22 protein-coding genes and 2 tRNA genes are annotated in these 25,443 nt (G+C 37.8%); 11 read left to right on the forward strand and 13 right to left on the reverse strand.

The window, feature by feature from the left end:
• Positions 1 to 111 precede the first annotated feature (111 nt).
• From AOC36_RS09980 to AOC36_RS09990, 3 genes are all read left to right on the forward strand, one after another.
• Entirely contained in the window at positions 112 to 1,860 is a 1,749-nt protein-coding gene (locus AOC36_RS09980) for a M3 family oligoendopeptidase (protein ID WP_067633843.1), read from the forward strand.
• Positions 1,861 to 1,865: 5 nt separating this feature from the next.
• Complete coding sequence (locus AOC36_RS09985; RefSeq protein WP_067633845.1) at positions 1,866 to 2,393, forward strand: NUDIX hydrolase; 528 nt, start codon at positions 1,866 to 1,868, stop codon at positions 2,391 to 2,393.
• Between the two features lie 183 nt (positions 2,394 to 2,576).
• Positions 2,577 to 2,664, forward strand: a tRNA-Ser gene (locus tag AOC36_RS09990).
• Positions 2,665 to 2,912: 248 nt separating this feature from the next.
• Here AOC36_RS09990 and AOC36_RS09995 read toward each other — a convergent pair.
• The gene (locus tag AOC36_RS09995; protein ID WP_067633847.1) at positions 2,913 to 3,113 is read right to left on the reverse strand and encodes a hypothetical protein; all 201 of its coding nucleotides are present in this window, start codon (positions 3,111 to 3,113) and stop codon (positions 2,913 to 2,915) included.
• A 392-nt stretch (positions 3,114 to 3,505) separates the two neighbouring features.
• On the opposite strand from AOC36_RS09995, the gene AOC36_RS10000 reads away from it, so the two are divergent.
• A complete protein-coding gene (locus AOC36_RS10000; protein WP_232505366.1) occupies positions 3,506 to 4,345 on the forward strand; it encodes a MurR/RpiR family transcriptional regulator in 840 nt (279 codons plus the stop codon).
• 73 nt (positions 4,346 to 4,418) lie between these two features.
• On the opposite strand, the gene AOC36_RS10005 is transcribed toward AOC36_RS10000, so the two are convergent.
• Positions 4,419 to 5,777, reverse strand: a complete 1,359-nt coding sequence (locus AOC36_RS10005) for a 6-phospho-beta-glucosidase (protein ID WP_067633850.1) — start codon at positions 5,775 to 5,777, stop codon at positions 4,419 to 4,421.
• Between the two features lie 171 nt (positions 5,778 to 5,948).
• Between AOC36_RS10005 and AOC36_RS10010 the strand changes: the two genes are divergently transcribed.
• The 4 genes from AOC36_RS10010 (at position 5,949) to AOC36_RS10025 (ending at position 9,136) form a co-directional block, all read left to right on the forward strand.
• Positions 5,949 to 6,917, forward strand: a complete 969-nt coding sequence (locus tag AOC36_RS10010; RefSeq protein WP_067633852.1) for a lactonase family protein — start codon at positions 5,949 to 5,951, stop codon at positions 6,915 to 6,917.
• A gap of 83 nt (positions 6,918 to 7,000) precedes the next feature.
• Positions 7,001 to 7,840 carry a deoxyribonuclease IV gene (locus AOC36_RS10015; protein WP_067633854.1) on the forward strand — a complete coding sequence of 280 codons (840 nt, stop codon included), beginning with the start codon at positions 7,001 to 7,003 and terminating at the stop codon, positions 7,838 to 7,840.
• An 82-nt stretch (positions 7,841 to 7,922) separates the two neighbouring features.
• Entirely contained in the window at positions 7,923 to 8,366 is a 444-nt protein-coding gene (locus tag AOC36_RS10020; RefSeq protein WP_067633856.1) for a LytTR family DNA-binding domain-containing protein, read from the forward strand.
• Positions 8,363 to 9,136 carry a LiaF transmembrane domain-containing protein gene (locus tag AOC36_RS10025; protein ID WP_067633858.1) on the forward strand — a complete coding sequence of 258 codons (774 nt, stop codon included), beginning with the start codon at positions 8,363 to 8,365 and terminating at the stop codon, positions 9,134 to 9,136. Before AOC36_RS10020 ends, AOC36_RS10025 begins: the two co-directional genes overlap by 4 nt.
• Before the next feature lie 184 nt (positions 9,137 to 9,320).
• Here AOC36_RS10025 and AOC36_RS10030 read toward each other — a convergent pair whose 3' ends face one another.
• From AOC36_RS10030 to AOC36_RS10040, 3 genes are read right to left on the reverse strand one after another with little or no spacing between them, the layout of a single operon-like run.
• Positions 9,321 to 10,031: a type III pantothenate kinase gene (locus AOC36_RS10030; protein ID WP_157777181.1), complete on the reverse strand. Its 711-nt coding sequence runs from the start codon at positions 10,029 to 10,031 to the stop codon at positions 9,321 to 9,323.
• Between the two features lie 13 nt (positions 10,032 to 10,044).
• Positions 10,045 to 10,566, reverse strand: coding sequence for a phosphopantothenoylcysteine decarboxylase (locus AOC36_RS10035; RefSeq protein ID WP_067633862.1), 522 nt, complete (start codon positions 10,564 to 10,566; stop codon positions 10,045 to 10,047).
• Positions 10,567 to 10,568: 2 nt separating this feature from the next.
• Positions 10,569 to 11,294 (reverse strand): phosphopantothenoylcysteine decarboxylase domain-containing protein, encoded by a 726-nt coding sequence (locus AOC36_RS10040; protein ID WP_067633865.1) that lies wholly within the window; start codon positions 11,292 to 11,294, stop codon positions 10,569 to 10,571.
• A gap of 212 nt (positions 11,295 to 11,506) precedes the next feature.
• Between AOC36_RS10040 and AOC36_RS10045 the strand changes: the two genes are divergently transcribed.
• Both AOC36_RS10045 and AOC36_RS10050 read left to right on the forward strand, forming a co-directional pair.
• Positions 11,507 to 11,590, forward strand: a tRNA-Leu gene (locus AOC36_RS10045).
• A gap of 274 nt (positions 11,591 to 11,864) precedes the next feature.
• Complete coding sequence (locus AOC36_RS10050) at positions 11,865 to 13,277, forward strand: GIY-YIG nuclease family protein (RefSeq protein ID WP_067633868.1); 1,413 nt, start codon at positions 11,865 to 11,867, stop codon at positions 13,275 to 13,277.
• Positions 13,278 to 13,338: 61 nt separating this feature from the next.
• Here the strand turns inward: AOC36_RS10050 and AOC36_RS10055 are convergent, their stop codons facing one another.
• Together AOC36_RS10055 and AOC36_RS10060 are read right to left on the reverse strand one after the other, a co-directional pair.
• Positions 13,339 to 16,317, reverse strand: a complete 2,979-nt coding sequence (locus AOC36_RS10055; protein ID WP_067633870.1) for an LPXTG cell wall anchor domain-containing protein — start codon at positions 16,315 to 16,317, stop codon at positions 13,339 to 13,341.
• Between the two features lie 319 nt (positions 16,318 to 16,636).
• Positions 16,637 to 18,343, reverse strand: coding sequence for an ICP22 family protein (locus AOC36_RS10060; protein ID WP_067633871.1), 1,707 nt, complete (start codon positions 18,341 to 18,343; stop codon positions 16,637 to 16,639).
• 294 nt (positions 18,344 to 18,637) lie between these two features.
• Between AOC36_RS10060 and AOC36_RS10065 the strand changes: the two genes are divergently transcribed.
• Entirely contained in the window at positions 18,638 to 19,084 is a 447-nt protein-coding gene (locus AOC36_RS10065; protein WP_067633872.1) for a hypothetical protein, read from the forward strand.
• A 34-nt stretch (positions 19,085 to 19,118) separates the two neighbouring features.
• Here AOC36_RS10065 and AOC36_RS10070 read toward each other — a convergent pair whose 3' ends face one another.
• From AOC36_RS10070 to AOC36_RS10095, 6 genes are all read right to left on the reverse strand, one after another.
• The gene (locus AOC36_RS10070; RefSeq protein WP_067633873.1) at positions 19,119 to 20,546 is read right to left on the reverse strand and encodes a glycoside hydrolase family 1 protein; all 1,428 of its coding nucleotides are present in this window, start codon (positions 20,544 to 20,546) and stop codon (positions 19,119 to 19,121) included.
• A 98-nt stretch (positions 20,547 to 20,644) separates the two neighbouring features.
• Complete coding sequence (locus tag AOC36_RS10075; RefSeq protein WP_067633874.1) at positions 20,645 to 20,965, reverse strand: PTS lactose/cellobiose transporter subunit IIA; 321 nt, start codon at positions 20,963 to 20,965, stop codon at positions 20,645 to 20,647.
• Between the two features lies 1 nt (position 20,966).
• Positions 20,967 to 21,266 carry a PTS sugar transporter subunit IIB gene (locus tag AOC36_RS10080; RefSeq protein WP_067633875.1) on the reverse strand — a complete coding sequence of 100 codons (300 nt, stop codon included), beginning with the start codon at positions 21,264 to 21,266 and terminating at the stop codon, positions 20,967 to 20,969.
• 16 nt (positions 21,267 to 21,282) lie between these two features.
• Positions 21,283 to 22,545 carry a PTS sugar transporter subunit IIC gene (locus AOC36_RS10085; protein ID WP_067633876.1) on the reverse strand — a complete coding sequence of 421 codons (1,263 nt, stop codon included), beginning with the start codon at positions 22,543 to 22,545 and terminating at the stop codon, positions 21,283 to 21,285.
• A 10-nt stretch (positions 22,546 to 22,555) separates the two neighbouring features.
• Positions 22,556 to 23,344, reverse strand: coding sequence for a tyrosine-protein phosphatase (locus tag AOC36_RS10090; protein WP_067633878.1), 789 nt, complete (start codon positions 23,342 to 23,344; stop codon positions 22,556 to 22,558).
• The gene (locus AOC36_RS10095; RefSeq protein ID WP_067633880.1) at positions 23,341 to 25,332 is read right to left on the reverse strand and encodes a BglG family transcription antiterminator; all 1,992 of its coding nucleotides are present in this window, start codon (positions 25,330 to 25,332) and stop codon (positions 23,341 to 23,343) included. Before AOC36_RS10095 ends, AOC36_RS10090 begins: the two co-directional genes overlap by 4 nt.
• Between the last annotated feature and the right edge of the window lie 111 nt (positions 25,333 to 25,443).

The raw sequence follows: 25,443 nt of genomic DNA on the forward strand, positions 1-25,443 counted from the left end.
ATATACCACTTCTCAGAAACATTTTCAAGCTTTATTGAAAAATTTTTGCATTTTCTTGAAACACAAAGGTTTCATGCTATAATTAATGAGTCTAATATCAGGAGGAAATATATGTATACATGGTCACTTGATGAACTCTATCGTGCATACGATGAAACATTCGATGCGGATATAGAATTGATCGAATCAAAAATTGAAGCGCTTGACGCTTTATCTCAGGATTTAAAAGACTGCGACAGTCTTGTTTCATGGCTTGAAACCTTATCAGACCTTGAAACATTAGGGGGACGTATCGCATCATTTGTACACCTTAACATGGCAACAAATACAACCGATACACAAAGTGCAGGTTATGCAGGGAAGATCAGTCTTATTTTTAGTAAACTATCTGCACCAACTGCACGATTTAAAACATGGTTTATCAGTCAAAAGGATCACTTCGATGAGTGGGCAAGCACTCATGAATTGGTAAATGAGCACCGCTTCATCCTTCAAGAAATCATTGATAAAGCAGCGTATAACTTATCCGAAGATGTTGAAAACGCAATCAGCTTGATGAACATCAACGCTGCAAGTGCATGGAGCACACTTCAAAGTCACTTAACCTCAGTTACAACCATTGAAAAAGAAGGTGAAACATACACACTCTCATCAATTCGTAACTTGGCGTATGACGAAGACAGTGAAACCCGTAAAAAGGCTTACCAAACTGAACTTGAGCTGTATCCAAAGATTGAAGACAGTGTTGCTTTTGCCTTAAACAGCATTAAAGGACAAGTTAACCTCACCAGTGATTTAAGAGGGTATGACAGTCCAATTCAAAAGACACTTTTCGATTCACGCATGTCTCAAAAGACATTGGATGCTTTATTGAATTCCATTGAATCCTACTTCGGTGAATTCAGACGCTACTTAAAACATAAAGCAACACTACTGGGTCATGAAAACGGATTGCCTTGGTATGATTTATTTGCACCGTATAAGCTTGAGAACCCAAAAACATATTCTGTTGAAGACTCCCATAAAATCATTGTGGAAAGCTTTGCGGATTTCTCAGAAGATCTCAGCCACATGGCAGATCGTGCTTACAAAGAAAATTGGATTGACTTTCTACCTCGCAAAGGAAAACGCGATGGTGCATTTTGTTCAAACCTTTCCTTTATTAAACAAAGCCGCGTGCTGACTAATTATGGTGGAACAATGTCAGACATTGTGACCATTGCACACGAACTTGGTCATGCTTACCATGGGATGATGATTGAAGACAATGCCATTCTCAATACGGACTATACGATGCCTGTTGCGGAAACAGCATCCACATTCTGTGAGAACATCGTCTTAAACGCTGCATTAAAAACTGCCAGCGACGAAGAAAAAATTCTACTCTTAGAAAACTCACTTCAAGACTTAACACAAATTACTGTCGACATTCTTTCTCGCTTTAAGTTTGAATACAATGTCTTAGAAAGACGTAAAGATCAGTTCCTCTTTGCAGATGATCTTAAAGCAATCATGGTTCAAGCACAAAAGGATACCTATGGTGATGGGGTTGACCCTGATACCTACCACCCTTATATGTGGTTATGTAAAGGACACTACTACAGTGCTGGACTCAACTTCTACAACTTCCCATACGCATTTGGGGGTCTATTTGCACTGGGTCTTTATGCTCAATTTGAAAAAGAAGGCGAAGCATTTGTACCAAAATACCGTAACCTTCTTAAGAGCACACCTACAGCAACTTGTGAAGATGTTGCCCTTCTTGCAGACATCGATGTCAGTGATGAAGCATTCTGGAAACAAAGCCTTGAGCTTGTGAAACAACGCATTGACCTCTACATTGAACTGACCAGTAAGTAATTGTTATGCAAAAAATAAAAACACAAAAAGTCTATGAAGGGGTGATTGTGGATGTATCGATGGATACCTTCGATATAGGCGATCATCAAACATTTACTGCTGAAGTTGTGAATCATCCAGGGGGTGTTTGTATTGCGGCATCACCCGATGACAACACATCGTTCTTAATGGTTAAACAATTTCGCTTTGGCGCAAACAAAGAACTCCTAGAATTTCCTGCAGGATTGATTGATCCTCATGAACCCCATGAACAATCAGCACTTCGTGAACTTGAAGAGGAAACCGGCTACAAAGCACACGCATTGGTCTACCTCGGTCAGCTTTATTTATCACCAGGTGGTTCTGATGAAGTGATTCATATGTACTATGCATATGACCTTGAGAAAACACAACAAAACCTTGATGAAACGGAATCATTAAGTGTTGAACTTGTATCACTAGACCATTTAATTCAAGACATCCACAAAGGATATATTGAAGATGGGAAAACAGTGGCACTTGCATTAAAAGTAAAAGCATATATTGAGCAATAAAAATTAGAATTAACACAAGATAGGGTGCTGTTTTATACACAAACAGCACCCTTCAATTTAGATGAATTCACTTAACGAAACTCCAATTTTGATTTCCTTTGATTTCTACGACCGTACTGTTCAGATATTTATACAAAAAGGTTTGTCATCGTTCGGGGATTTTGCTATAATAAATGAGCACTTGGAGAATTGGCCGAGCGGCTTAAGGCACCATCTTGGAAAGGTGGCGAAGTGTATGCTTCCGTGGGTTCGAATCCCATGTTCTCCGCCATATTGCGTTTAACCCACTGTTTAGTGGGTTTTTTAATACTTTTTTATCGAGTGAGAAGATTTTGAGAAGATTAATTCTATCGTTATACAACAATAAATGTACAAGACTACTCCTTTATATATTAAGAATAGATGCGCTGCTTGAACTAACATAAGTGACGGATACGCTTAATTATCCAAATCAATCCTTAAACAGTATCTTGCTATCCGTTCTAATAATATACACTTTTCAGCTCGTAAATCTTAAATTTAAAAATCACCCTTTGCCCGCGCATAATGTTCTTTTATTTCTTTGAAACTTGTCTGTTTTGGTTTCTCCGATTGTTTATAACTAATAACATCCTTGAAACTCTTAAAGGTACGTCCTGCATAGATAATCGTCTTTACACCTTTTTCATCAACCTCTACAAGCGCTTCTGTATGATGCTTGTATGTATTAATCACACTCATATAATCGCCTCCATATTTTACGCGTCCAGAATACAGGTGTTCATGATGTCATCTTGAACATCTCTACCGTAAGTCTTTGGACTTTTGTGTCTATATGGTGATCATACCAAGAGTATACGACAGTTATAGTCGTCAACTTCAATTAGTCCCTCGTTTTTATCATCTTCTTTCAATATGTCAGGAATGTTCTGTATCTTGTTTATATTTAGCTCGATACGTTTTAGGAAAGTGTTGAGACTGGTTGTTTTTGGTTTGGAGTTACCAAAACGTCCCATTTGTTCACCAAGGATTGATTAATCATGATCCATTATCATAGATTGTATGATCCTCTGGCTATTTTTTTAACAAGTCTCTCAATAAATAATGTATAATATGCCTAGAGGTGATTTACTGTGATTTTACTAACCGACCGCTTAAAGGAAGCTGAAGCTTTTTCTGATTCTGAAAAAGTCATTGCTGCCTATATCTTAGAAAACCCCCATAAGACAACAAATATGACAATCCACGATCTTGCGGAGGCAACTTATTCAAGTGCCGCAACCATTACACGTTTTTGCAGGAAAGTGAAAACCGATGGATTTTCAGAATTTAAGATTTTACTAGCAAGTGAGTTAAGTACATCAAACTTAACGCGAACACGTATCCACGATAATGTTCCTTTTGCCCCCAATGATTCTTCAAACACAGTTGTGAAAAACATTCTTAATTTGAACATTCAAGCAATGATGGACACCTATAATAAACTTGATATTCATGAGCTTGAAGAAGTTGCGAAGCTCTTAGTTGAAACAGAGCGTATCCATGTATATGGGAGCGGTCAATCACTGTTAATTGCTCAAGACTTTCAGTATAAACTGTTACGCATTGGTGTAAGTGTTACGGTTGAAACTCAAAATGGATTCCAATTGATGAGTTCATTAACACAATCACCAGATAGTGTTGCATTCGTTGTTTCATACTATGGTTCAAGTGGTGAAAATATCCGAATTATGCAGGCACTTAAAAAGAATGGCGTCAAAACCATCCTTCTTACAGGGCCGCAAGAAAACCCACTATCAAAATTGGCAGATAAAGTCATCCACGTTCCACCCCAAGAAGAACTCATCCATAAAATGGCGGCATTCTCTTCTCGTGCAGCAATGCAACTGGTTATCGACTTATTGTTTGCGCTGATGTTCTCATTGAATTATGATAAGTATCAACAACTCCTAAAATTTGCATCAAACTACTAAACAAAGACGAAAGTTTTTGTTTTTTTTATCAACACATAAGAAAACCCCATCAAGAAGATGAGGTCTACGTTTATTATTTGCTTTCTAAAGCTTCAATTGTTTCTTTGAATTGTGGTAAGTAATCTTTGTTTTCAATCAACATTTCATTCAACATTTCAAGTGCTTTTTCACCTGAACGAATTAATGGATTAATTGTGAATGCTTGGATTGCTTTTGCATAGCTTCCACTTACTGCAGCTTCAATAACAACTTCTTCCATTGCTTTCATAAGTTGAAGTTGACCGCGCGCAGCTGAAGGGAATGATCCCCAGTTGTATGGTTCTGCTCCGTGTGCTGTAATTACACTGGACACTTCCACAATACAGTCATATGGTAAGTCTGTGATTGTTCCATTGTTTTGTGTTGAAACAACCATTACAGTGCGTGAATCATTCGCAATCGATGCAATTAATTCACATGCAGCATCTGAGTAGTGTGCACCACCACGTTTTGATAATTGTTCTGGTTTGTAGTTAAGCTTAGGATCTTTGTAAAGTTCAAAGAGTTCTGCTTCAGTTTTCTTAACAACTTGTGCACGTGTTTCGCCTTTTTCATATGCTTCAAGTGCTTCTTCAAGCATCCCTTCTTCAATATAGTAATAACGGTGGTATCCACATGGAATCATACCAAGGTCTTTTACTTGTTCCATTGAGAAGTTAAGTGCTTTGATGTTCTTAACCATATGTTTCTTCGTGATTTCACTTTCAGGATCCATCAATACATCAATGATGTCTTGTGTTACTTCACGACCATCAACATCCCATACACGATGCCAGTGGAAGTGGTTCAACCCTGCATACTTATGGAATAGTTTTTCATCATCTTTGTCATAACCCATTGCTTCATGGTTCATCTTATAAGAACCAATTGGTACATTACAAAGTCCAACAGTGCGTTTCCATCCACCTACTTTGATTGCAGCTTCTGTCACCATACCTGCTGGGTTTGTAAAGTTAACAAGCCATGCATCAGGACAAAGTTCTTTCATATCTTTAATAATATCTAAAATTACAGGAATTGTTCTAAATGCTTTGAAGATTCCGCCAGCACCATTTGTTTCTTGCCCTAACATACCATACTTAGCTGGAATTCTTTCATCGCGAATTCGCGCATCAAGGAGCCCTACACGGAATTGTGTTGTCACGAAATCCGCATCTTTTAATGCTTCACGACGGTTTAGTGTCAAATGAACATCCCAATCAAGACCTGCAGCTTCAACCATACGTTTCGCCATTGCGCCAACGATTTCAAGTTTTTCACGCCCGTCTTCAATATCAACCAACCAAATTTCGCGAATGTTCAAGCGATCTTGACGATTAATAAGTCCTTCAAATAATTCTGGTGTATAACTGCTTCCACCACCGATAGTAACAATCTTTAGTTTCTTACTCATAGTGTTCCTCCTGGTTTTTCATAAACTCATTGTAACGGTTGAATCCACTGTAAATCAATTAAATCCGCTAATTTGCACCATGATTTCACAATTTACTTCTTAGTGCTAAGAGTCATGAAATTTATTTCCACAAGGGTGTGCTATAATAATCTCAAAAGGGAGGCTTTACTAATGCACAAAGTATTTATTGGTACCTATACAAAGAAAGACAGTAAGGGTATATATACCGCAGATTTTGATTCAAACACCGGGACACTTGGCAATCTTTCATTGCTTGTGGAAACAAATAACCCTACATATCTGGACACACATAAACCAACAAACCGTTTGTTTAGTGTTGCGGATGTGAATGGACAAGGGGGAATTCATGTATTTGATTTAAACACAACACCACCAACACAGGTAGCTACATATGCTCAAGATGGAAATCCACCATGTTATGTACATTATGATGAAGCTACAGACACTACCTTTGACGCAAACTATCACATGGGACTCGTTCATGCGTATGAAAAAGGTCTTTTAGATAAAACGTTGCATTATGGTGAAGGGTCTCATGCTCACTATGTAAGAACCCATCCACATACAAAAGATTTGTATGTGTGTGATTTAGGTCTTGATATGGTTCATAAGTATCGTTTACTCAATGAGATTTCAACCTATATTACACCTAAAGGATTTGGACCGCGTCACATCGCATTCCATCCAACTCAACCTGTAATCTATGTGTTTGGTGAACTTTCAAGTGAAATCATTGTATTAAAAGATGATGAGTTTGAATTCACTCACATCCAAACACTCTCCACACTCCCTGCATCACAACAAGACGTGAAAAGTGGGGCAGCAATTCGCATTTCTGATGATGGAAGATTTGTGTATGCATCAAATCGTGGTCATGATTCAATCAGTGTCTTTGAAGTCAATGATGATGCTTCATTAACAATGATTCAAAACATTACTGCTGGGGGAAAACACCCGCGTGATTTCGACATCACACCTGATCAAGGTTACTTACTTGTTGCGAATAAAGACACCGATAACATCAGTGTCCTAAAACGTGATAAAGAAAGCGGACTTCTTGAAGTTGTTTCAACCGATTTCAACGCTCCTGAAGCAGTGTGTGTACATTTCATACGATAACACTAAGAACCCACTTGGGTTCTTTTATTTTTATACGGTTCAATTTAGGTTATAATATTCTTATTATAAATTAGGAGGATTTTATGTTCATCATCGGTTGTCATCAATCATTTTCTAAAGGCTATGCTCACCTTGCAACAGAAGCCAAGTCAATCAACGCCAATACATTTCAGTTTTTCACACGGAGCCCACGGGGTGGTAAAGCAAAACCTCTAAACATTGAGGATATCCATCAATTCAATACACTTGCAAACCATTACGGTATTACCCATGTCCTTGCGCATGCACCCTATACCTTAAACCCATGTTCCGATAAGGCGTATGTTCGTGAATATGCCGAGGAAGTGATGCGTGATGATTTATACCGCATGAGCTTCATTCCTGGTAGTCTCTATAACTTCCACCCTGGAAGTCATGTTGGTCAAGGGGTTGATGTTGCGATTCCTATGATCATCGACCACTTAAATCGCATAATCACTGAAGACCAAACAACCATCGTTTTATTAGAAACCATGGCGGGAAAAGGCAGTGAAGTGGGAAGAAGTTTTGAAGAGCTCGATGCAATTATCCAAGGAATCCACTTCAAAGACAAAATCGGTGTATGCCTTGATACCTGTCATGTGTATGATGCTGGGTATGATATTGTGAATGACCTTGATGGTGTTCTTGACGCCTTTGACTCAATCATTGGGTTAAACAAACTTCATGCAATTCATATCAACGACAGCAAAAACCCCTTTGCTTCGCATAAAGATCGTCATGAGAAGATTGGCCAAGGGTCCCTTGGAATTGATGCCTTCAATCGCATCATTAATCACCCGAAACTCAGACATTTACCATTCTATTTAGAGACACCCAATGAGATTGAGGGTTACAAACACGAGATTGATCTTCTAAGAAAGCTTCGAAAACATACCACATAACCTCGTTTTCATGACCACTTACCGATAAAATATTGAGAAGTAGGGTTGATTTTAATATTATAGAGTCACAGGAGGAGAACCCATGAAAATAAACGTGATTGTCGATGCGAATCACGATTCAGATACACTCACAATAACCTGTCATGAGATCACTCCTGAGATTGAAGCATTCATCAAGGAGTATGAAAACCAATCGGTTTTCGCGACACATAGGGGCAATGAGTTTCCACTCGCATTACAAGACGTTCTGTTCTTTGAGACAGAGAATGAAGTTGTATTTGCACACCTTGTCCATGCAGCCTATCAAACACGATACCGACTGTATGAACTGGAATCATTGTTACCCAATCACTTTGCGAGGATATCAAAATCAACAATCGTCAATATTAAAAAAGTAGAGTCAATACAACGGAGTATCGCAACGACTGTTCGTGAGATACAATTTCATGAATCACATAAAATAGTCTATGTATCCCGTAAGTATTATCCGGTATTGAAAGAGAAAATGGAGGAACGATCAATATGATCAGAAAAAACAAAGGAATTTATTGGGGAATTATCTTAATTCTCATCGCTGTCGCTACATTAGGCATTGCATTTGACCTTATTACAGGAAATGTTACCAAACTTATTTGGTCATTCTTACTGGGTGGCGTTGTACTCATTAACCTCGTTGAATTATCATGGGGAGGGGTATTCTTCCCATTGGCAATTATCGCCCATATCTACCGACCTGAACTTTCAATCCCACGAGGTTCTATGTGGGCAGTTTATACCGCAGCCTTACTGCTAACCATTGGGTTCCAAATGATTTCGCGTAACTTCAGGTCAAAAAAAAGAAAACGTGGATTCAAAGTTAACGTAGATGGCGAAGATATCTATGTAAGTGGAAAACATGTAAAAGATAAAGTAAAAGAATCCGTAGGTGGCTTTGGAAGTTCTTATTATGAAGAAAACGAAGGTGAAATTGTTTACGTTGAAAACAACTTCGGGGATGCTTCTCGGTATGTAAATTCCATAAACCTCAAGCGTGCAGAAGTGGAAAATAACTTCGGAAACCTTCGGGTTTACTTTGACAACGCGGTCTTCTCACCATCTGGTGCAACCATTAAAGTTGATTGTAACTTCGGGAAAACAACACTTTATTTACCCCGTGATGTGAACATCATTAATAATGTGACTACATCCTTGGGTGCTGTGACAGGAAGTGGTAATCGTGCAAGTGTTGAAGGTGCGCCTACAGTCGTCGTTGATGGTGATGCAGCATTTGGTAATATCGATATTGTCATAATCTAAGGGTTCATTCCTAAAAGGCCTAAAATCTTGTATTTCAGGCCTTTTTTTCATAAGAAGAATCCGTATATCATTGAGATCACAAACAAAAAAAACCAATCCTTTCCTAAGTATTTATAAGTGCATCACATTCAAAAAGTGTCGCACAATATCATGAAAAGGATCAGTTATTGGTTTTATCAGTTCGTTATAAACGGGCCACATCTAACATTCCTTGCAAAAGCAAGACGAGGTTTACTTCAAAATCACGGTATAGATAGTTGCGTATATATCGTGTATTTCCACCTGTGAGAATCCACGTACACTCAGATCCAAGTTCAATTTCGATGCGCATTCCTACACCTTCAATTGCGCCTATCGCTCCATATACAGCACCATTAAGCATATTTGTCTCTGTGGATGTTGCGATGACTTTATCGACATTGATTTCGTCAACCTCTGGAAGCAAGTCTGTGCGCTTATGAAGCGATTCCAAACCCATTCTTAATCCTGACAAAATCAAACCCCCTTGAAACTTATCTTGATTTACGACTTGAATGCTCGTCGCGGTTCCTAAATCAAAAACAATAAAAGGTTGTGGGTAACGGTTCATTGCTGCATAGGCAGTTAATGCTCGATCAAGCCCCAATTGCGTTGTGTAACACGTGATGTCCAGTGGAACATCCTTAAGTTCTAAAATCCGCACCTCGCATTCAAATACGGATTTAATAATATCAATTAATCTTTCGTCTTGACTGGGTACCACACTTGCGAGAAGGCATGCTTCAATCTCATACGTCTCTTTTATTTCTAACAACAATTGTCGGATTCCCGATTCATCAACACGTCTGATTTTTTCAAACAATATGACATCCTCTTCGCCAACGCCCAATGTCACATTGGTATTTCCTGCGTTCATACATAATTTCATACTACATAACTTCAGCTAGGATTGTCTCTACCGTAGCCATAGCCCCTTTCCCTACATCTCTACATGCTAATAATGTAGACCGCGGTTCTATAATGGTATATCCAAGTTTCTCAAGCTTTAGCAAGTTCTCTTGCATTACTGGGTTTTCATACATACGAGTATTCATTGCAGGTGCAATGTATTTTTTGAGCTCATGCCCTGCAAGCGCGACCGTTGAAACGATTTCATCCGCAATACCATTTGCAATCTTACCAATGATGTTTGCTGTAGCTGGTGCAATTAAGAGTACGTCTGCCTCTTTCACTAAGTCAATATGTTCAATGCGTTGTGGGTCTGGTTCTACCATAACATCAGTATTAACATAATTCTTTGAGAGCACTTGTAGTGTCATAGGGGTAATAAACTCCGTTGCCGCCTTGCTCATAATCACATGGACCTCATGTCCTTCTTTGGTAAAGGAATTTGCTAAATCAGCCGCCTTATAGGCAGCGATACTTCCTGTTACTCCTAATATAATTCGCATAATTATTTAACCCTTTCTGAAATCTTTGCGACTAACCCTGCAGCAATCGCTTGTTTTGTTTGGAATGTCTTGTATGTATGGTCATCTTGGATTAAATGACCAATATGGTTATCACCTTTAATATTCACAAGATCGTTTGCAAGAACGAAATCACAGTGGTTCTTCATTAATAACTTATACCCAACATCAATGAGCTCAGTTTCACTGACATCAACGAGCAGTTTAAATCCAACTAAAATCACATCACTTCTGAGATCTTTGATCATGGGAATAATTTTCGGTGCCGGCTTCAACAAAACCGCAAGTCCTGATTCATTCGATCCAATTTTATGTACACGATCAAAGCCATGTTCTTCAAATGTATTCAATATATGCACAACATCTTTTTTTGTCTTGTTTTCGATATGATTTGCGAGCTGTTCGAAGTTGGATACTGAGGATACAAAGTAATCACTCACAGCCATTGCATGAATTACACCAACAACGTCTGGGTCCATTAATGCAGCCTTCATTTCTCTTTCTAAATCTAGAACACCTTCTACTGGTATTTTGAGTATGTCACCGTTTGGGATATATGCATGAACACCGTGGATATAGATTACGTCATAACCACTTTGAGCGAATGCCTCAGCACAGAGTTGACCTAATCTTCCGCTTGAGGTGTTCGACAACGTACGCACATTATCGATGTGTTCGCGCGTTCCACCTGATGTGATGATTATCTTCATAGCAACCTCTTTCTTTATCTTTGTCTATTATATCATAGCATTATATTGATTCCCTAAAGATTACTTTCAACTGATTTTCGGTAGTTTGTTAATGGTTTATTATTTTTATCAAGCACCACCCAATTTTACACCTTTATTTTTGATTTTTTTTGCCATTTCATCTTGTTTTTTCATCTAGAGATTGGTATAATCAATAAGCAGTACAAAATAATGCGCGTGTGGTGAAATTGGCAGACACACTAGACTTAGGATCTAGCGCCTTTGGCATGGGGGTTCGAGTCCCTTCACGCGCACCAATTGACATCAACCCCACAAATTGTGGGGTTTTTATTATCTAATTGCACAAAGGGTGTACAAACTGATCCATGTTCTCGTAATATGGTTCATACACTACGACTCAAACACGGCAATATTTCTTACATTTCCTTTACATCATTCACTATGCATAATAAAATATGGTTATATATATTTATCCTCTATTTGATATTACTTCCGTCATTTCATTGTGACATTTTAAGTCATATAGACTTCTCCTTTATTATAGTCGCTCAATGCGACAGGAGGATAAAAATGAAACATAACATTCGAACTAAGAAATGGTTCATTATTCAGTTAATTCTGATTACACTTGTATCAATGACTTGGCTATTGATATTGACAATTCCATTGGGCATCCTGCTCATCAAAAATTACCTGAAAGAGTTAAACAAAATTGGTCCAGTTTTAGAAATGTACCCACATTTAGAAAGTCTAGAAATACAGAAAGATTCACTTTATTCACAGATTCAAGACCTTAAGGACCAAGTCCCTGATATTGAACGAGAGAACCTTGCTATACTCGAAGATAAAAAATCCGAGCTTGAGAATCGCTGTCAATATTATGAAAAACAGATTGAAGCTCTAAAAGATGAGAAATCCAGTCTACTTGAACAAACAAAAACACTTGAATCGTACCTCAACACTGATTTCGTGGATACTCATTTTGATCTTGAGGACATTCATTCAGAAGAAATCCAAAATCAAGTTGCACTCTTGAGAACTGAAGTAAAACGTATCATTAACGACACGATTCAACAAACAAGCAACGTCAAAGTGTCCATACAAGCTTCGATGAAAGATCAGTATCGCAAACTGTTCCGGCTGTTTATCGGTGAAACTGATTCATACATTGAGAAAGCTACACCAAAGAATATTGATACCCAACGCTCACGAATCATGAAACTCTACGATTCGCTTAATGCCCTCTTTAAAAATGATGGAATTAGTTTAGATTCTGACCTTCTCAAACTAAAGCTTGAAGAACTTGCAAAGATCCATCTGTATAATGTTCGTAAGGAACAAGAGCGTGAAGAGCAAAAAGCAATAAAAGAACAAATGCTCGAAGAAGCAAAAGCAGAACGTGAACTAGAGCAAGCGAAACGCGCAATTGAGAAGGAAATTACGCAATTTAGTAATGAATCAAAAAAATTATTTGATTATCTCAATAAAGCAAACTCAGATGTTGAAAGAGAAATCTACGTCACTAAGATAAAAGAACTAGAGCATAAACTTAATCAACTCCAACTCGATAAAAAAGACGTTGAGAACCGTCAACTAAATACCAGAGCTGGCTACATCTATATCATTTCAAATATAGGTTCTTTCGGTGAAAACATCTATAAAATCGGCTTGACGCGACGCCTTGAGCCTATGGATCGTGTAAGGGAGTTAGGCTCTGCTTCTGTTCCTTTTGAATTCGATGTTCACGCTATGATTTTCTCTGATGATGCACCCCAACTTGAAGCAACGCTTCACAATACATTTAAAGAGTTCCAAGTTAATCGAGTCAACACAAGAAAAGAATTCTTTAATGTAAGTTTGGAACAAATCGAACGTGTTGTAAAAGAACATCATAATGCAACGGTCACATTTACCATGAAAGCACAAGCAGTACAATACTATGAGTCTCTAAGAATTCTAAAACTCAAGGAGAAACAGTCCTAAAATAACAAAAAGAAAACGCGCAGATGTTATCACATTCGATAATATCCTACGCGTTTTTTTACTACCTAGTTTTCTTTCTACGAATTTCACTAATTAGTAGACACAATCCACCGATTAAAACTAAGCCTGCACTTAAGGCTACAGTGGAATTTTGTCCTGTATTTGGTAGCTCTCCTATATTCTTTGAACTACCATTCCCTAGATTAGTAAGTTGGTTATCTGACTTACCTTTAGCGATTACCTTAACATCAGTCACTGGAGCTTCTGCTGAATTACCAGTTTCTGGTGTTTCTCCTGGATCTACTTCTTCACCTGGGTTACCTGTTTCTTCTGGATTGCCTGTTTCTGGTGTTACGCCTGGATCTACTTCTTCACCTGGGTTACCTGTTTCATCTGGATTGCCAGTTTCTGGTGTTTCACCTGGATCTACTTCTTCACCTGGGTTTTCTGTTTCTTCTGGATTTCCTGTTTCTGGTGTTTCGCCTGGATCTACTTCTTTACCTGGGTTACCTGTTTCATCTGGATTACCAGTTTCTGGTGTTTCGCCTGGATCTACTTCTTCACCTGGGTTACCTGTTTCTTCTGGATTGCCAGTTTCTGGTGTTTCACCTGGATCTACTTCTTCGCCTGGGTTACCTGTTTCTTCTGGATTACCTGTTTCTGGTGTTTCGCCTGGATCTACTTCTTCACCCGGGTTTTCTGTTTCTTCTGGATTACCTGTTTCTGGGTTTTCACCTGGATCTACTTCTTCACCTGGGTTTTCGGTTTCTTCAGGATTTCCTGTTTCTGGTGTTTCTCCTGGGTCTACTTCTTCACCTGGGTTTTCGGTTTCTTCTGGATTACCAGTTTCTGGTGTTTCGCCTGGATCTACTTCTTCGCCTGGGTTACCTGTTTCTTCTGGATTGCCAGTTTCTGGTGTTTCTCCTGGGTCTACTTCTTCACCTGGGTTTTCTGTTTCTTCTGGGTTTCCAGTTTCTGGTGTTTCTCCTGGGTCTACTTCTTCGCCTGGGTTTTCTGTTTCTTCTGGATTACCAGTTTCTGGTGCTTCTCCTGGATCTACTTCTTCGCCTGGGTTACCAGTTTCTGGTGCTTCTCCTGGACCTACTTCTTCACCTGGGTTTCCTGTTTCTTCTGGATTGCCTGTTTCTGGTGTTTCTCCTGGGTCTACTTCTTCACCTGGGTTTTCTGTTTCTTCTGGATTACCTGTTTCTGGTGTTTCACCTGGATCTACTTCTTCACCTGGGTTTTCTGTTTCTTCTGGATTACCTGTTTCTGGTGTTTCGCCTGGATCTACTTCTTCACCTGGGTTTCCGGTTTCTTCTGGATTGCCTGTTTCTGGTGTTTCGCCTGGATCTACTTCTTCACCTGGGTTTCCTGTTTCTTCTGGATTGCCTGTTTCTGGTGTTTCACCTGGGTCTACTTCTTCACCTGGGTTTTCTGTTTCTTCTGGATTACCTGTTTCTGGTGTTTCACCTGGATCTACTTCTTCACCTGGGTTACCTGTTTCTTCTGGATTGCCTGTTTCTGGTGTTTCACCTGGATCTACTTCTTCACCTGGGTTTTCTGTTTCTTCTGGATTACCAGTTTCTGGTGTTTCACCTGGATCTACTTCTTCACCTGGGTTTTCTGTTTCTTCTGGATTACCAGTTTCTGGTGTTTCACCTGGATCTACTTCTTCACCTGGGTTTTCTGTTTCTTCTGGATTGCCAGTTTCTGGGTTTTCGCCTGGATCTACTTCTTCACCTGGGTTTTCTGTTTCTTCTGGATTACCTGTTTCTGGTGTTTCGCCTGGATCTACTTCTTCACCTGGGTTACCTGTTTCTTCTGGGTTTCCTGTTTCTGGTGTTTCATTACCATCTCCAGGATTACCTGTCTCTGGAAATTCTTCAGGAGGTAACGCTTCTTCCTCTTCTTCTCCAGCGTCAGTGCTTAAGTCAATATTGAGGATAATTCCTTCATTATATCCACGCTCATCAAATGCTTCATCTGTATATAAGTAAGGCTTAACTTCCAATGTTTCTTGGTTATAATCTTCTGTAATTCTAAATAACTGTGTTGCTGAATAATCACGATTTGGATTTACGAATATCCATGCGTTATTTCTAAAGACTTTGATTGCAAAGTGAGAATCGTTAACGTACCAATCTGATGCGGTTGATTCAAGTTCGGTTTTTGTTTTGACTTGGTCATCGACAAGTTCAAGACCTTGTGCTTCTAATCCCATCCATAACTTTCGGTTCGCTATTGAACTATTGTTTGTAACTGCAACCGTTAATTCAACAAGATCACCAGGTTTTAACCCCTCAGTAACATTTGCAGATACTTCGATATCTGATGTTTCATAATTTGGATAAACAGTTTTTGTAACAGCTGTTCTATTTTTAATATCATCAGTATACCAGCTGAGAGATCCTTGGTAATTTTGGTATGTTGCGGATTTGTACGGCGTTCCTTCTACGACTAAATACCGGAATTCAATCGGTGCTGATTGTCTCATCTCATAGAATGTTCGTGTTTCACGAATATCAACTTTACCATTGTATGTATTTAGGAATTCATAGTACAAGATATTTGGTAGTGCTCCACCGTTATTTTCTTGTGCCCATTCATATAATTCTTCACGGGTTATCACGGCATATTCTTGGCCATCATCGGGCAAGAATATAATATCTTTTATGATACTTCTAGTCGATCCATTTTCCAAATATCCATAGATTCGAATTGCGACCCCATGGTCATCTTCATCTGCAACTGCATCGAATCGAGGAAGAATGATTTCTTGTATCTCTTGAGTCGAATCAATTGCTTCAGTGTAATAATCAAATCTTAGGTTTTTTAATCCGGTCGAATTACTGAAGTTGATTCCGTCGAGTTTCACAACCATATCATCTCCAAATCGTACCGTTTTTCTTGATCCTGTTAAGGTCATAGTGGTTTTAGGTGTTTCAGGGAATTCTGATTCATCTTCTGCAAATACAATTGCGGTCATATTCAGCATAACCACAAATGTCGCTACGAGTAATCCAAGTAACTTTTTCATTAGTATAACTCCTTTATTGGTACTGCAGTGTCTAATATACCGATAACGATTATCATTAACAACGTGGTTTATTTCAACTTTTTGAAGCAGATGTGATATTTTATTTCGTTTTACACGAAATTTTTTATCATTTTTTTCTTTTAGAGGAAGTTTTTACTATGTTTATTGCTGTTCAAGCAATGATATTTCAATTTATTTGTCCATTATATTTTTTTATTGGTTTTTTTATTGTTTTTACCGCTTTATTTTTAAAAAAGGGCTTTAAAAAACATAAACGCGCGGTCTAAATTTTAGATAGACCACGCGTTTTGCTTACACTCTAGCTTTTTTTTCGATGCATTGCGTTACTTAACATGCATGCTATACCCATGAGGATCATACCAGCATATAGCGTAAACTGTGACTTTTGTCCTGTGCTTGGTAGCTCTTGATCATCCTTTGATGTTTCATTCTTTTCGATAGATTGATCTTCATCACTATCTTTTGAAGCAGTATCATTCCCTGTTTCCAGGTCATTTCCTTGTTCATCACTTGGATTAGCAGGAGTATCAACCGATTCATTTGATGGACTCTCAGGAATTTCTACAGGAGATTCTACAGGTAAAGACGGCACTTCAACTTCTTCACTGTTTTTTCCACCTTCATCAGGAGTTTGTGTTTCTGGTGTTTCGGCTGGTTCTTCTACTTCTTCACTGTTGTTTCCACCTTCATCTGGGGTTTGTGTTTCTGGTGTTTCGGTTGGTTCTTCAACGTCTTCACTATTGTTTTCACCTTCATCAGGAGTTTGTGTTTCTGGTGTTTCGGTTGGTTCTTCAACGTCTTCACTATTGTTTCCACCTTCATCAGGGGTTTGTGTTTCTGGTGTTTCGGTTGGCGTTTCTGTTTCTGTCTCTTGTTCTTCAGGTTCTTCGGCCTCAACATCCACATACACTGTCAACCCGTCGTTGTACTCTCTTTCATCAAATGCACCATTGGCGAATAAGTATGGTAACACTTCAAGGGTTGGTTGATTGAAGTCTTCTGTAATTCTAAATAATTGCGTCACTGAGTATTCATCAGTTGGACTTATTGTTATCCACGCACCATTTTTGTATAGAGGTGTATTCAAAAAGTTTCCACTAACACGCCAGTCTTCGGGAGTTAATTGCAGATCGATTCTTGATTGGCTTTCTACTGAAACAGGTTCTAGACCACTTGCTTCAAGACCCATCCATAGGAATCGATTGGTGAGGGAACTATTATTTTTAACCTTTATACTGAGTTCTACAAGATCGCCTGGTTTAAGTCCTTCTGTTACATTTGCAGTTACCTCTATATCAGATGTTTCAAAATAAGGATAAACACTTTTTAAGACTGATGTCCGATTGTTGACATTAGTTGTATACCAGCTAAGTTCTCCTTGGTAGAGTTGATACACTGCACCATTATAAGGCGTTCCTTCTACTACTTTATAGTGAAATTCAAACGGTGCAGATTGGTACATATCGTAAAATACGCGTGTCATTCCATAATCAATCTCTGTATTTTTCATATTTGAAAAATTGAAGAACAGTTTGGTTGGTAGATTACCATAATTGTTTTCTTGCGACCATTCCAACAGCTCAGCTCGTGTTATTTCAACACGTTCTTGTCCATCATCGGGTAAAAACTTGATATCTTTTACAATGCGTAGCGATGATCCATTTTGGACAATGGCCATAATACGAATCATTACACCATGATCATTACCATCCGCTCGTGCATCGAAACGAGGAATGACAATTTTTTGTAATTCTTGAGTTGTATCGATTACTTCAGTAAAATAATCGAACTTAAGATTTTTAATTCCAATTGAGTTCTTAAAATTTATTCCGTCTAATTTCACAACCATATCGTCACCAAATCGTACCGACTTTCGTGATCCGGTTAAGGTCACCACTTTTTCAGGTGAATCTGGATACTCTGAAACTTCGTCTGCAAATATATAAGCGGTCATATTTAGCGTTCCAATGAGTAACGCGCAAAATAAAGCAACGGTCTTTTTCATTGTTATATTACTCCTTTTACAGTTGACATTGCAGAGTAAATATAGTCATTATCATTTTTTATAGCAACACGATTCATTTCAACGTGATGAAACAAATTTTATATTTTATTTTCTTCAACTGGTAATTTTTTTTCATTTTTCCTTAAAATTCTCGATATTTTACCTGTATTAGAGCATGTTTTGTATGCAATTGTACATTATAATCCATTTGCGTTGAATAAATTGTCGGATTTATCCCATGAAGCACATCTTTGAATTGTGTTCATGGTATGATTGTAGAAAAGGGGGATTGCTATGGCGTCAATAATACTGTTTGCTGAGGGAACTCAGATGGTAAAGCTAGAGTTAGAATCATTTGATTCACACTTTGAAGCCCTACCTACTCAATTTACAACACGGTATACATTACGACTCAATATCGTGTCTTCAATGTATACAACATCACATTCGCTTGATTTCTATAAGCGTAATCTCGAGGATTTCCTGAGTGGACTAAAGAAAGTATATGCAACATGCTCAGGGTCAATACGTCTCAGTAACGGCTTTTATGATCATGATTTTTTGCTTGTCATCGAAAGTTACGAGACAACTGGCGCAATGCGCTTTGATCTCAATCTTTATAATCGTTGTGTACACGATCCTGAAGGTAGCGGCGATCGTCTTTCAATGACTCGTATCATAGATCAATCTACCCTTCCAAACATCATTTATTCACTAGAACAGTTCTTATCAAACACTTAAAAACTCTCCACTTAGGTTCATGGAGAGTTTTGTTTTATATTCGATCTTCACCTTGTGAAGCGATGAGTTTTTTGTACCAATAAAATGACTTCTTCTTGTATCGGTTTAAGGTTCCACTGCCATCATTATCTTTATCAACATAGATAAAACCATAGCGTTTCTTCATTTCACCAGTTCCTGCAGAAATCAAATCAATTGGTCCCCACATTGTATATCCTATGAGATTGACACCATCATTAAGGGCTGTTTCCATGATATCAACATGTTGTCTTAAGTAGTCAATGCGATAATCATCGTTAACTGTACCATCTACCAGTTCATCATGGGCTCCCAGTCCATTTTCAACAACCATCAAGGGAATTCCATAACGGTCATACAATTTATTGAGTGTGATTCTTAATCCAGTTGGATCAATTTGCCAACCCCAATCACTTGCCTTTAGGTGCGGGTTTTTAACGCCTCCCATAAGATTACCCATGGTCATTTCATGACCATTCTCTGCGGTAATACAGTTTGTTGCATAATATGAAAAGGTATAGAAATCAACCGTACCTTCTTTTAACGTTTCCACATCCCCTTCTTCAAAATGAATTGTTACATTCTTTTCGTTGAAATATTCTTTGATGAAGTAAGGATACTCACCTTTGACTTGTACATCACTGCAGAAGTTGTTGAGCAAATTATCAAAGGTTTGTGTTAACCGTACATCTTCAGGATTTGGTGTGAGTGGATAAAAAGTCATATGTGCAATCATGTTTCCAATCATGAAGTCCGGATTAATTTTGTGTCCTTCAATTACAGTCTTTGCGCTTGCAAGAAATACATGGTGGAGTGCTTGGAATTGTTTTTGATAATCCACTTTTTTGCCACTCATAATGTCTTCGTCATACATTCCTAAGATAATTAATTGTCCCATTGGTAACATACCAAAATTCACTTCATTGAATGTAAGCCAATACTTAACTTTGTCTTTATAGCGTTCCATAACTGTAGTTGCATACTTCACGAATAATTCAATACCTTTTCGGGTTTCAAAACCATTGTATTTTTCAACAATTCCCATTGGCATTTCAAAATGGCTTAATGTTACCAGCGGTTCGATACCATACTTTAAACATGTGTCAAAGACCTTGTCATAGTGAGCAAGTCCTTGTTCATTTGGAAACTCTTCATCTCCAAGCGGGAAAATCCGTGACCAAGCAATGGACATACGGTATACTTTGAATCCCATTTCGCCAAACAACTTAATATCTTCTTCAAATCGGTTGTAGTGATCAATTGCATCATGGCTTGGATAATAACGATTCCCATCAATGATTTTATCGAACACACGTTTAGTATGTAAATCACCGCCACGATTATGATCGCAGACACTTGGACCTTTACCGTCAACATTCCATGCACCTTCACATTGGTTGGCAGCTGTAGCACCACCCCATAAAAATTCTTTTGGAAAACTCATACTCATGATTCGTATGACATATTTGATGTCATACACTCCCTTCTTTAATAAATACTTTAATAAAGCAGTCACGAATATAATGACTGCTTTAAAAATAGTTAATGTTCTAATTCATAGATTTTTTCATACATAGTTATCATTTGCACAATGAGATCTCGTGTTGTCTCAGCGGACATCAATTGATCTTCTGCATGCAACAATAACAGAGTAACTGTTGTAGAGTCACCTTGTGCTTCTTTAGTGATGAGCTGACTATGAACTGTATGTGCTTCGATGAATATCTCTTTCGCTTCTGAGATTTTTTCTCTTGCAACAGTAAACTGTTTTTCGTTAGCATACTTCAATGATTCAAAACAAAGTGACTTTGCAGCTCCTGCTTTTGAAATAAGTTGAAAGCACGCGAGTTCTAACCCATCCATACTAATCCCCAATTAATTTAAGTGCTTGATTTAATGCACTCTTTCCATCCATCATACCATATACAACCATGTCAATAACCGCTACAGGACAGTCAAGTTGTGATTGTATTTCAGATAGTCTATGTCCAACTTGTGGTCCTATCAAGACTGCATCAGCATCTGCTGCGGTTTTTTTGAGTGATTCTACAGCATAAGCTGCAATATCACATTCTTCACCAATCGTTTTGGCATGATCCTTCATCTTGTTTACAAGGATACTGGTGGACATCCCTCCAGCACATAACAATACAATTTTTTTCATAAAATCCTCCTAAATATTATGCAGTAGCTCCCGCATTTTCTTCGTTTTTCACTGCAATCTCATCTGCTAAGTAAGTATCATCTTGTGCTTTAATAAAAGGAATATAGATGAGTGTACATGCAACAAGTTGTAGGAATTGTGACACAATCCCTTGCCATCCGTAGTTAAAGAATCCAGAGATAATTACCGGTGATCCAAGTGGCATACTTACGCCATTATCAAATGGAAGGAATCCAATGATTGTTAAGGTATAGGCGATGAGTGACGAAACTGCAGGTGTTAACATTAATGGTATCAACATTTTAATATTCAATACTTGTGGAATCCCAAATTTAATCGGTTCTGAGATTCCGAAACAAGCTGGAATAAACCCAAGTTTACCCACTGCTTTAAGACGTTCGGATTTAGCTTGGAACATACAAAGAATGGATACAGCAAGTGAACGTGCTCCTCTATTTCCTAAAACAAATCCCATTGTAAAGAGGTGTGGTAATGGTAATCCTTGTGAGAATGCCGCTAGATTTTCAAGACCTGGTTGATAGAATACAAGCATGAGTACAGGATACACTGCAAGTACACCGTGCATTCCAAAGAACCAAAGGAATTCAATAAATGCAACGATAATCATTACTGCAACAATATTTGATCCAAGTGCTTTTAAAGGAATTGAAACAAGTGATAATAACATGCTTTGTAAGCTTCCGTATGAAGTTTGTTCAAACACCATTGCAAGAATCCCAAAGAGCACTGCAATTACAAGTCCTGGAATGATCGCTGAGAATGATTTACTTACTACAGGTGGTACAGAGTCTGGCATCTTAATCACAATTTTCTTATCTGTTAAGAAGATATAGAGTGCTGCTGCTCCTAACCCACCAAAGATTGCGACGAACATTGATCCCGCACCTAAGTTCGAAGTAGCAAGACCTTTGAGTCCTTCGACGTTTGTAAGTGGCGTAAGAATAAAGAATGCGAGTGTTGACATCACTGCTGTATTCAGTGTGTCTTTCCCTTTCAATTCTGCGAGTTTATACCCTACCAAGAAGGCAGCATAGATTGATACGATATCAATCGTCATCGAGTTAATAATTGTGGTAACTTTTAAAATTCCAACACTTTCCATAAATGCTTGTGATCCACCAATATTAATGGACGCTACAAGTGAAGCGATTGAGCTAACAATCATAACAGGCATCAAGCCAGTCATTGCTCCTGATACTGCTTTAATATATGTATTACTTTCAAATGCTCTTGCAAAGCCTAATAGTTTGTCTTTCATATTTTCCCTCTTAATCTAAATATAGATCTTTTAATTTTGTAATTTTTTCGTCATCTAGCCCAATCACTTTTTGTAAATAGTTTAATGGCGTTTCAAAATGAGTATCAATCTCATTGAGTGCTGCCATGATAAATGATTCATGGGCTTCTTTTAGATAACGAACCGCTAAGACCTTATCATGATCCCCAGTCTTATCGAATAATTCTTGTAAACTCTTCTCATTCTTATCTTTTTTGTAGAAGTTAGTTAACATGTAATCTTCTACAATCGTTTTCTTATCAACACCTAATGCAAACAGAATTAGTGCGATACCATAACCTGTTCGATCTTTTCCACCTCGACAATGTTGAACCGATGCAATATTGGTTTCATCAAGTATGATATCAAACATTGCTTTATAGGCTTCAACCGAATCCTTGTTATGGACAAATTGCACATTTTGTTGTGTCATGAGTGTTTTCGCAAAATCAGCAGTTAATGTATCAAATTGATGCCCTCCACTGCCTTTATCATTCATTTCTGATGATGCTAATGCCGCAACATCGGCTTTAGGATCAAGATAATAAACTGTCGTTCCTGGTATTTCAACATCCTCATTACCCACACGTTCTTTTTCGTTTCGGTAATCAATGATTGTCTTAATCCCTAAGGCTTCAACCTGCTTCACATCTTCCGGTGTTAAGAAATTCAGTGCATCAGAACGATAGATTTTCCCAAAACTAACCGTCCTGTTTTCATTTGTTTTATATCCCCCAATATCTCTAAAATTAAAGGTTCCTTCTAAATCAATATATCTCATAAATTTCGCTCCTTATCATTCGTAATTTTTAATACTCCATTTACCAAACTTTCATAGGTTTTATTGTTTTGAATGTTTAGTATTGTCTCTTTCGAGTTGGATAACTTAATAATCCAATCATAAATAAATGCATACTTCTCTGAGTCTTCTTTTGACAAACATGGTAAGAATAAAATACTTACCTCATGATTTCCCCAATTAATGGGTTTATCCAATACCATGCACGCCACAAATGAGTCATCACTTACCAATCGATTTGGATGTGGGATTGCAATATGCGGTAATACATCCGTAGTACTGAACCGTTCCCGCTCCCACACTAATGCTCTAAAATTCTTTGGAAGTTTTGCGTGTTGTGTAATCTGTGTAATCAAATCGTTCAACACAGCTTCTTTTGTAAGGGGTGCTTCATTCACAAAGAACATCGACTCTTTAAACACATCCATCACATGCATTGCGCCACTTTTACGTGTTAATATTGTCTCTATGGCATGTACCGATTCTTGATTTAAGAAAAACTCAAACTCAAACATCGGTGCATTGGTCTTTCGATCCAGCGGTACTGTTGTGAATATATAGTCGTAATGCATTTCTTGTTCAAAAGCATCGATTTCATGAATATCACACACATCGATTTGCTTGATGTATTGTGAGAAGTGTTGGTAGAAACGATGTTTAAGAAGTTGTCCACTTGCACGTCCTGATGAACATACTACCAAGATATTTTTTAGATAAATCCGTTCTCTATTTTGGTTAAGTGCTACATCAAAATGCATCGCAAGGTAACTAATTTCATGGTCATGCAGAGTTTCCCCAACATAATCCTCAATCACTTCAGAAGCAATAATCGCAAGATCATATCCAGCGATACAAGCCAGTTTCACATCGTCTAGTATTGGATTTTTTAGATAAGTTCCAAATCGTAGTCTGTGGATCAAAGGGACAATATGTAATCCTAACATCGTTCTTAAGTCCAAATCATTGGATAAATCAACATGGCGCTCAACTGATATCTTCAATAAAATCGTATCAATTAAGGCATTGATTTCTTGTGGAATCTTATCGATTTGATCCCGTCCGATTACTTTTTTACTCATAAAATGCATCGAGATATATGCAATTTCTTGATCTGGAAAATTAACATCAAGACGTTTTGATATTTTCTTCATAATGCTTTGAACCATGCGATAATGACGATCATTTCCATCAATTACGGATAATTCAGAACTCAGTTCAATCAAAGAATTTGTCCGAATGCGTAGAATCGCAATCGATATATGCGATATGACACTTTGCAATACAGCATCGCTCATATTAATGCCATAATCTTCAACTTCCTTAATTACAATCTGAGACACAAGCGTGTGAAGTGCTGTGTATTCGGAGTAATCAAAAGAACCATCATTTTGAACTTCATCATAGTCTTGTGAATAATCCTGTGCAAAGTTACTTGCAATAAATCGTCTTAAGTTAAATTCAGAGCCTAATATCTTAAGCCCATAATGCGGTCTTGATTCGATCTCCAAATCATACTGTCTAAGGTAAACACGAAATTCATTTAAATACTTCGTTAAGGTAGACTTTGAAACATATAACATTTCCGCTAAATCATCAGCTTTTAAATATTCACTGGTTCCTAAAAAGCAATGAATCAATTTTCTAAGATTCTGACTGGAATCATTTGATCCATTGTACTTCTTCATAAACTCATGAAATTGTCGCTCATTATTAACCACTAACTGATATCCCAGGCCCATTTTTGTAATTATGTGCGCACCATTATGTGCCAGAATCTCATTTAAGTCTTTAATTTTCGCGCGTACAGTTTTGTCAGATTTCCCAACTTCAAGTGCAATCTCTTGACTTGAAATAAACTGATCTGTGCTGAGCGAATTGAGTATTCTAATGTGTAACGTATCCATCATCAACCTTACCTCACTTAAAGTATAGTATTCATCGTAATCGCTTTCAAACTGTGATTTGTCCATTACGTAACGGAACTCTTTAATTTTCTACATTTATTTATTATCATTTTACACTAAATAAATTGGTGATATCCGTTTACTTTTACCTCAAAAGAAAAAAGCATCAATTTAATG

The sequence above is a fragment of the Erysipelothrix larvae genome (assembly GCF_001545095.1).
Classification (GTDB): domain Bacteria; phylum Bacillota_I; class Bacilli_A; order Erysipelotrichales; family Erysipelotrichaceae; genus Erysipelothrix; species Erysipelothrix larvae.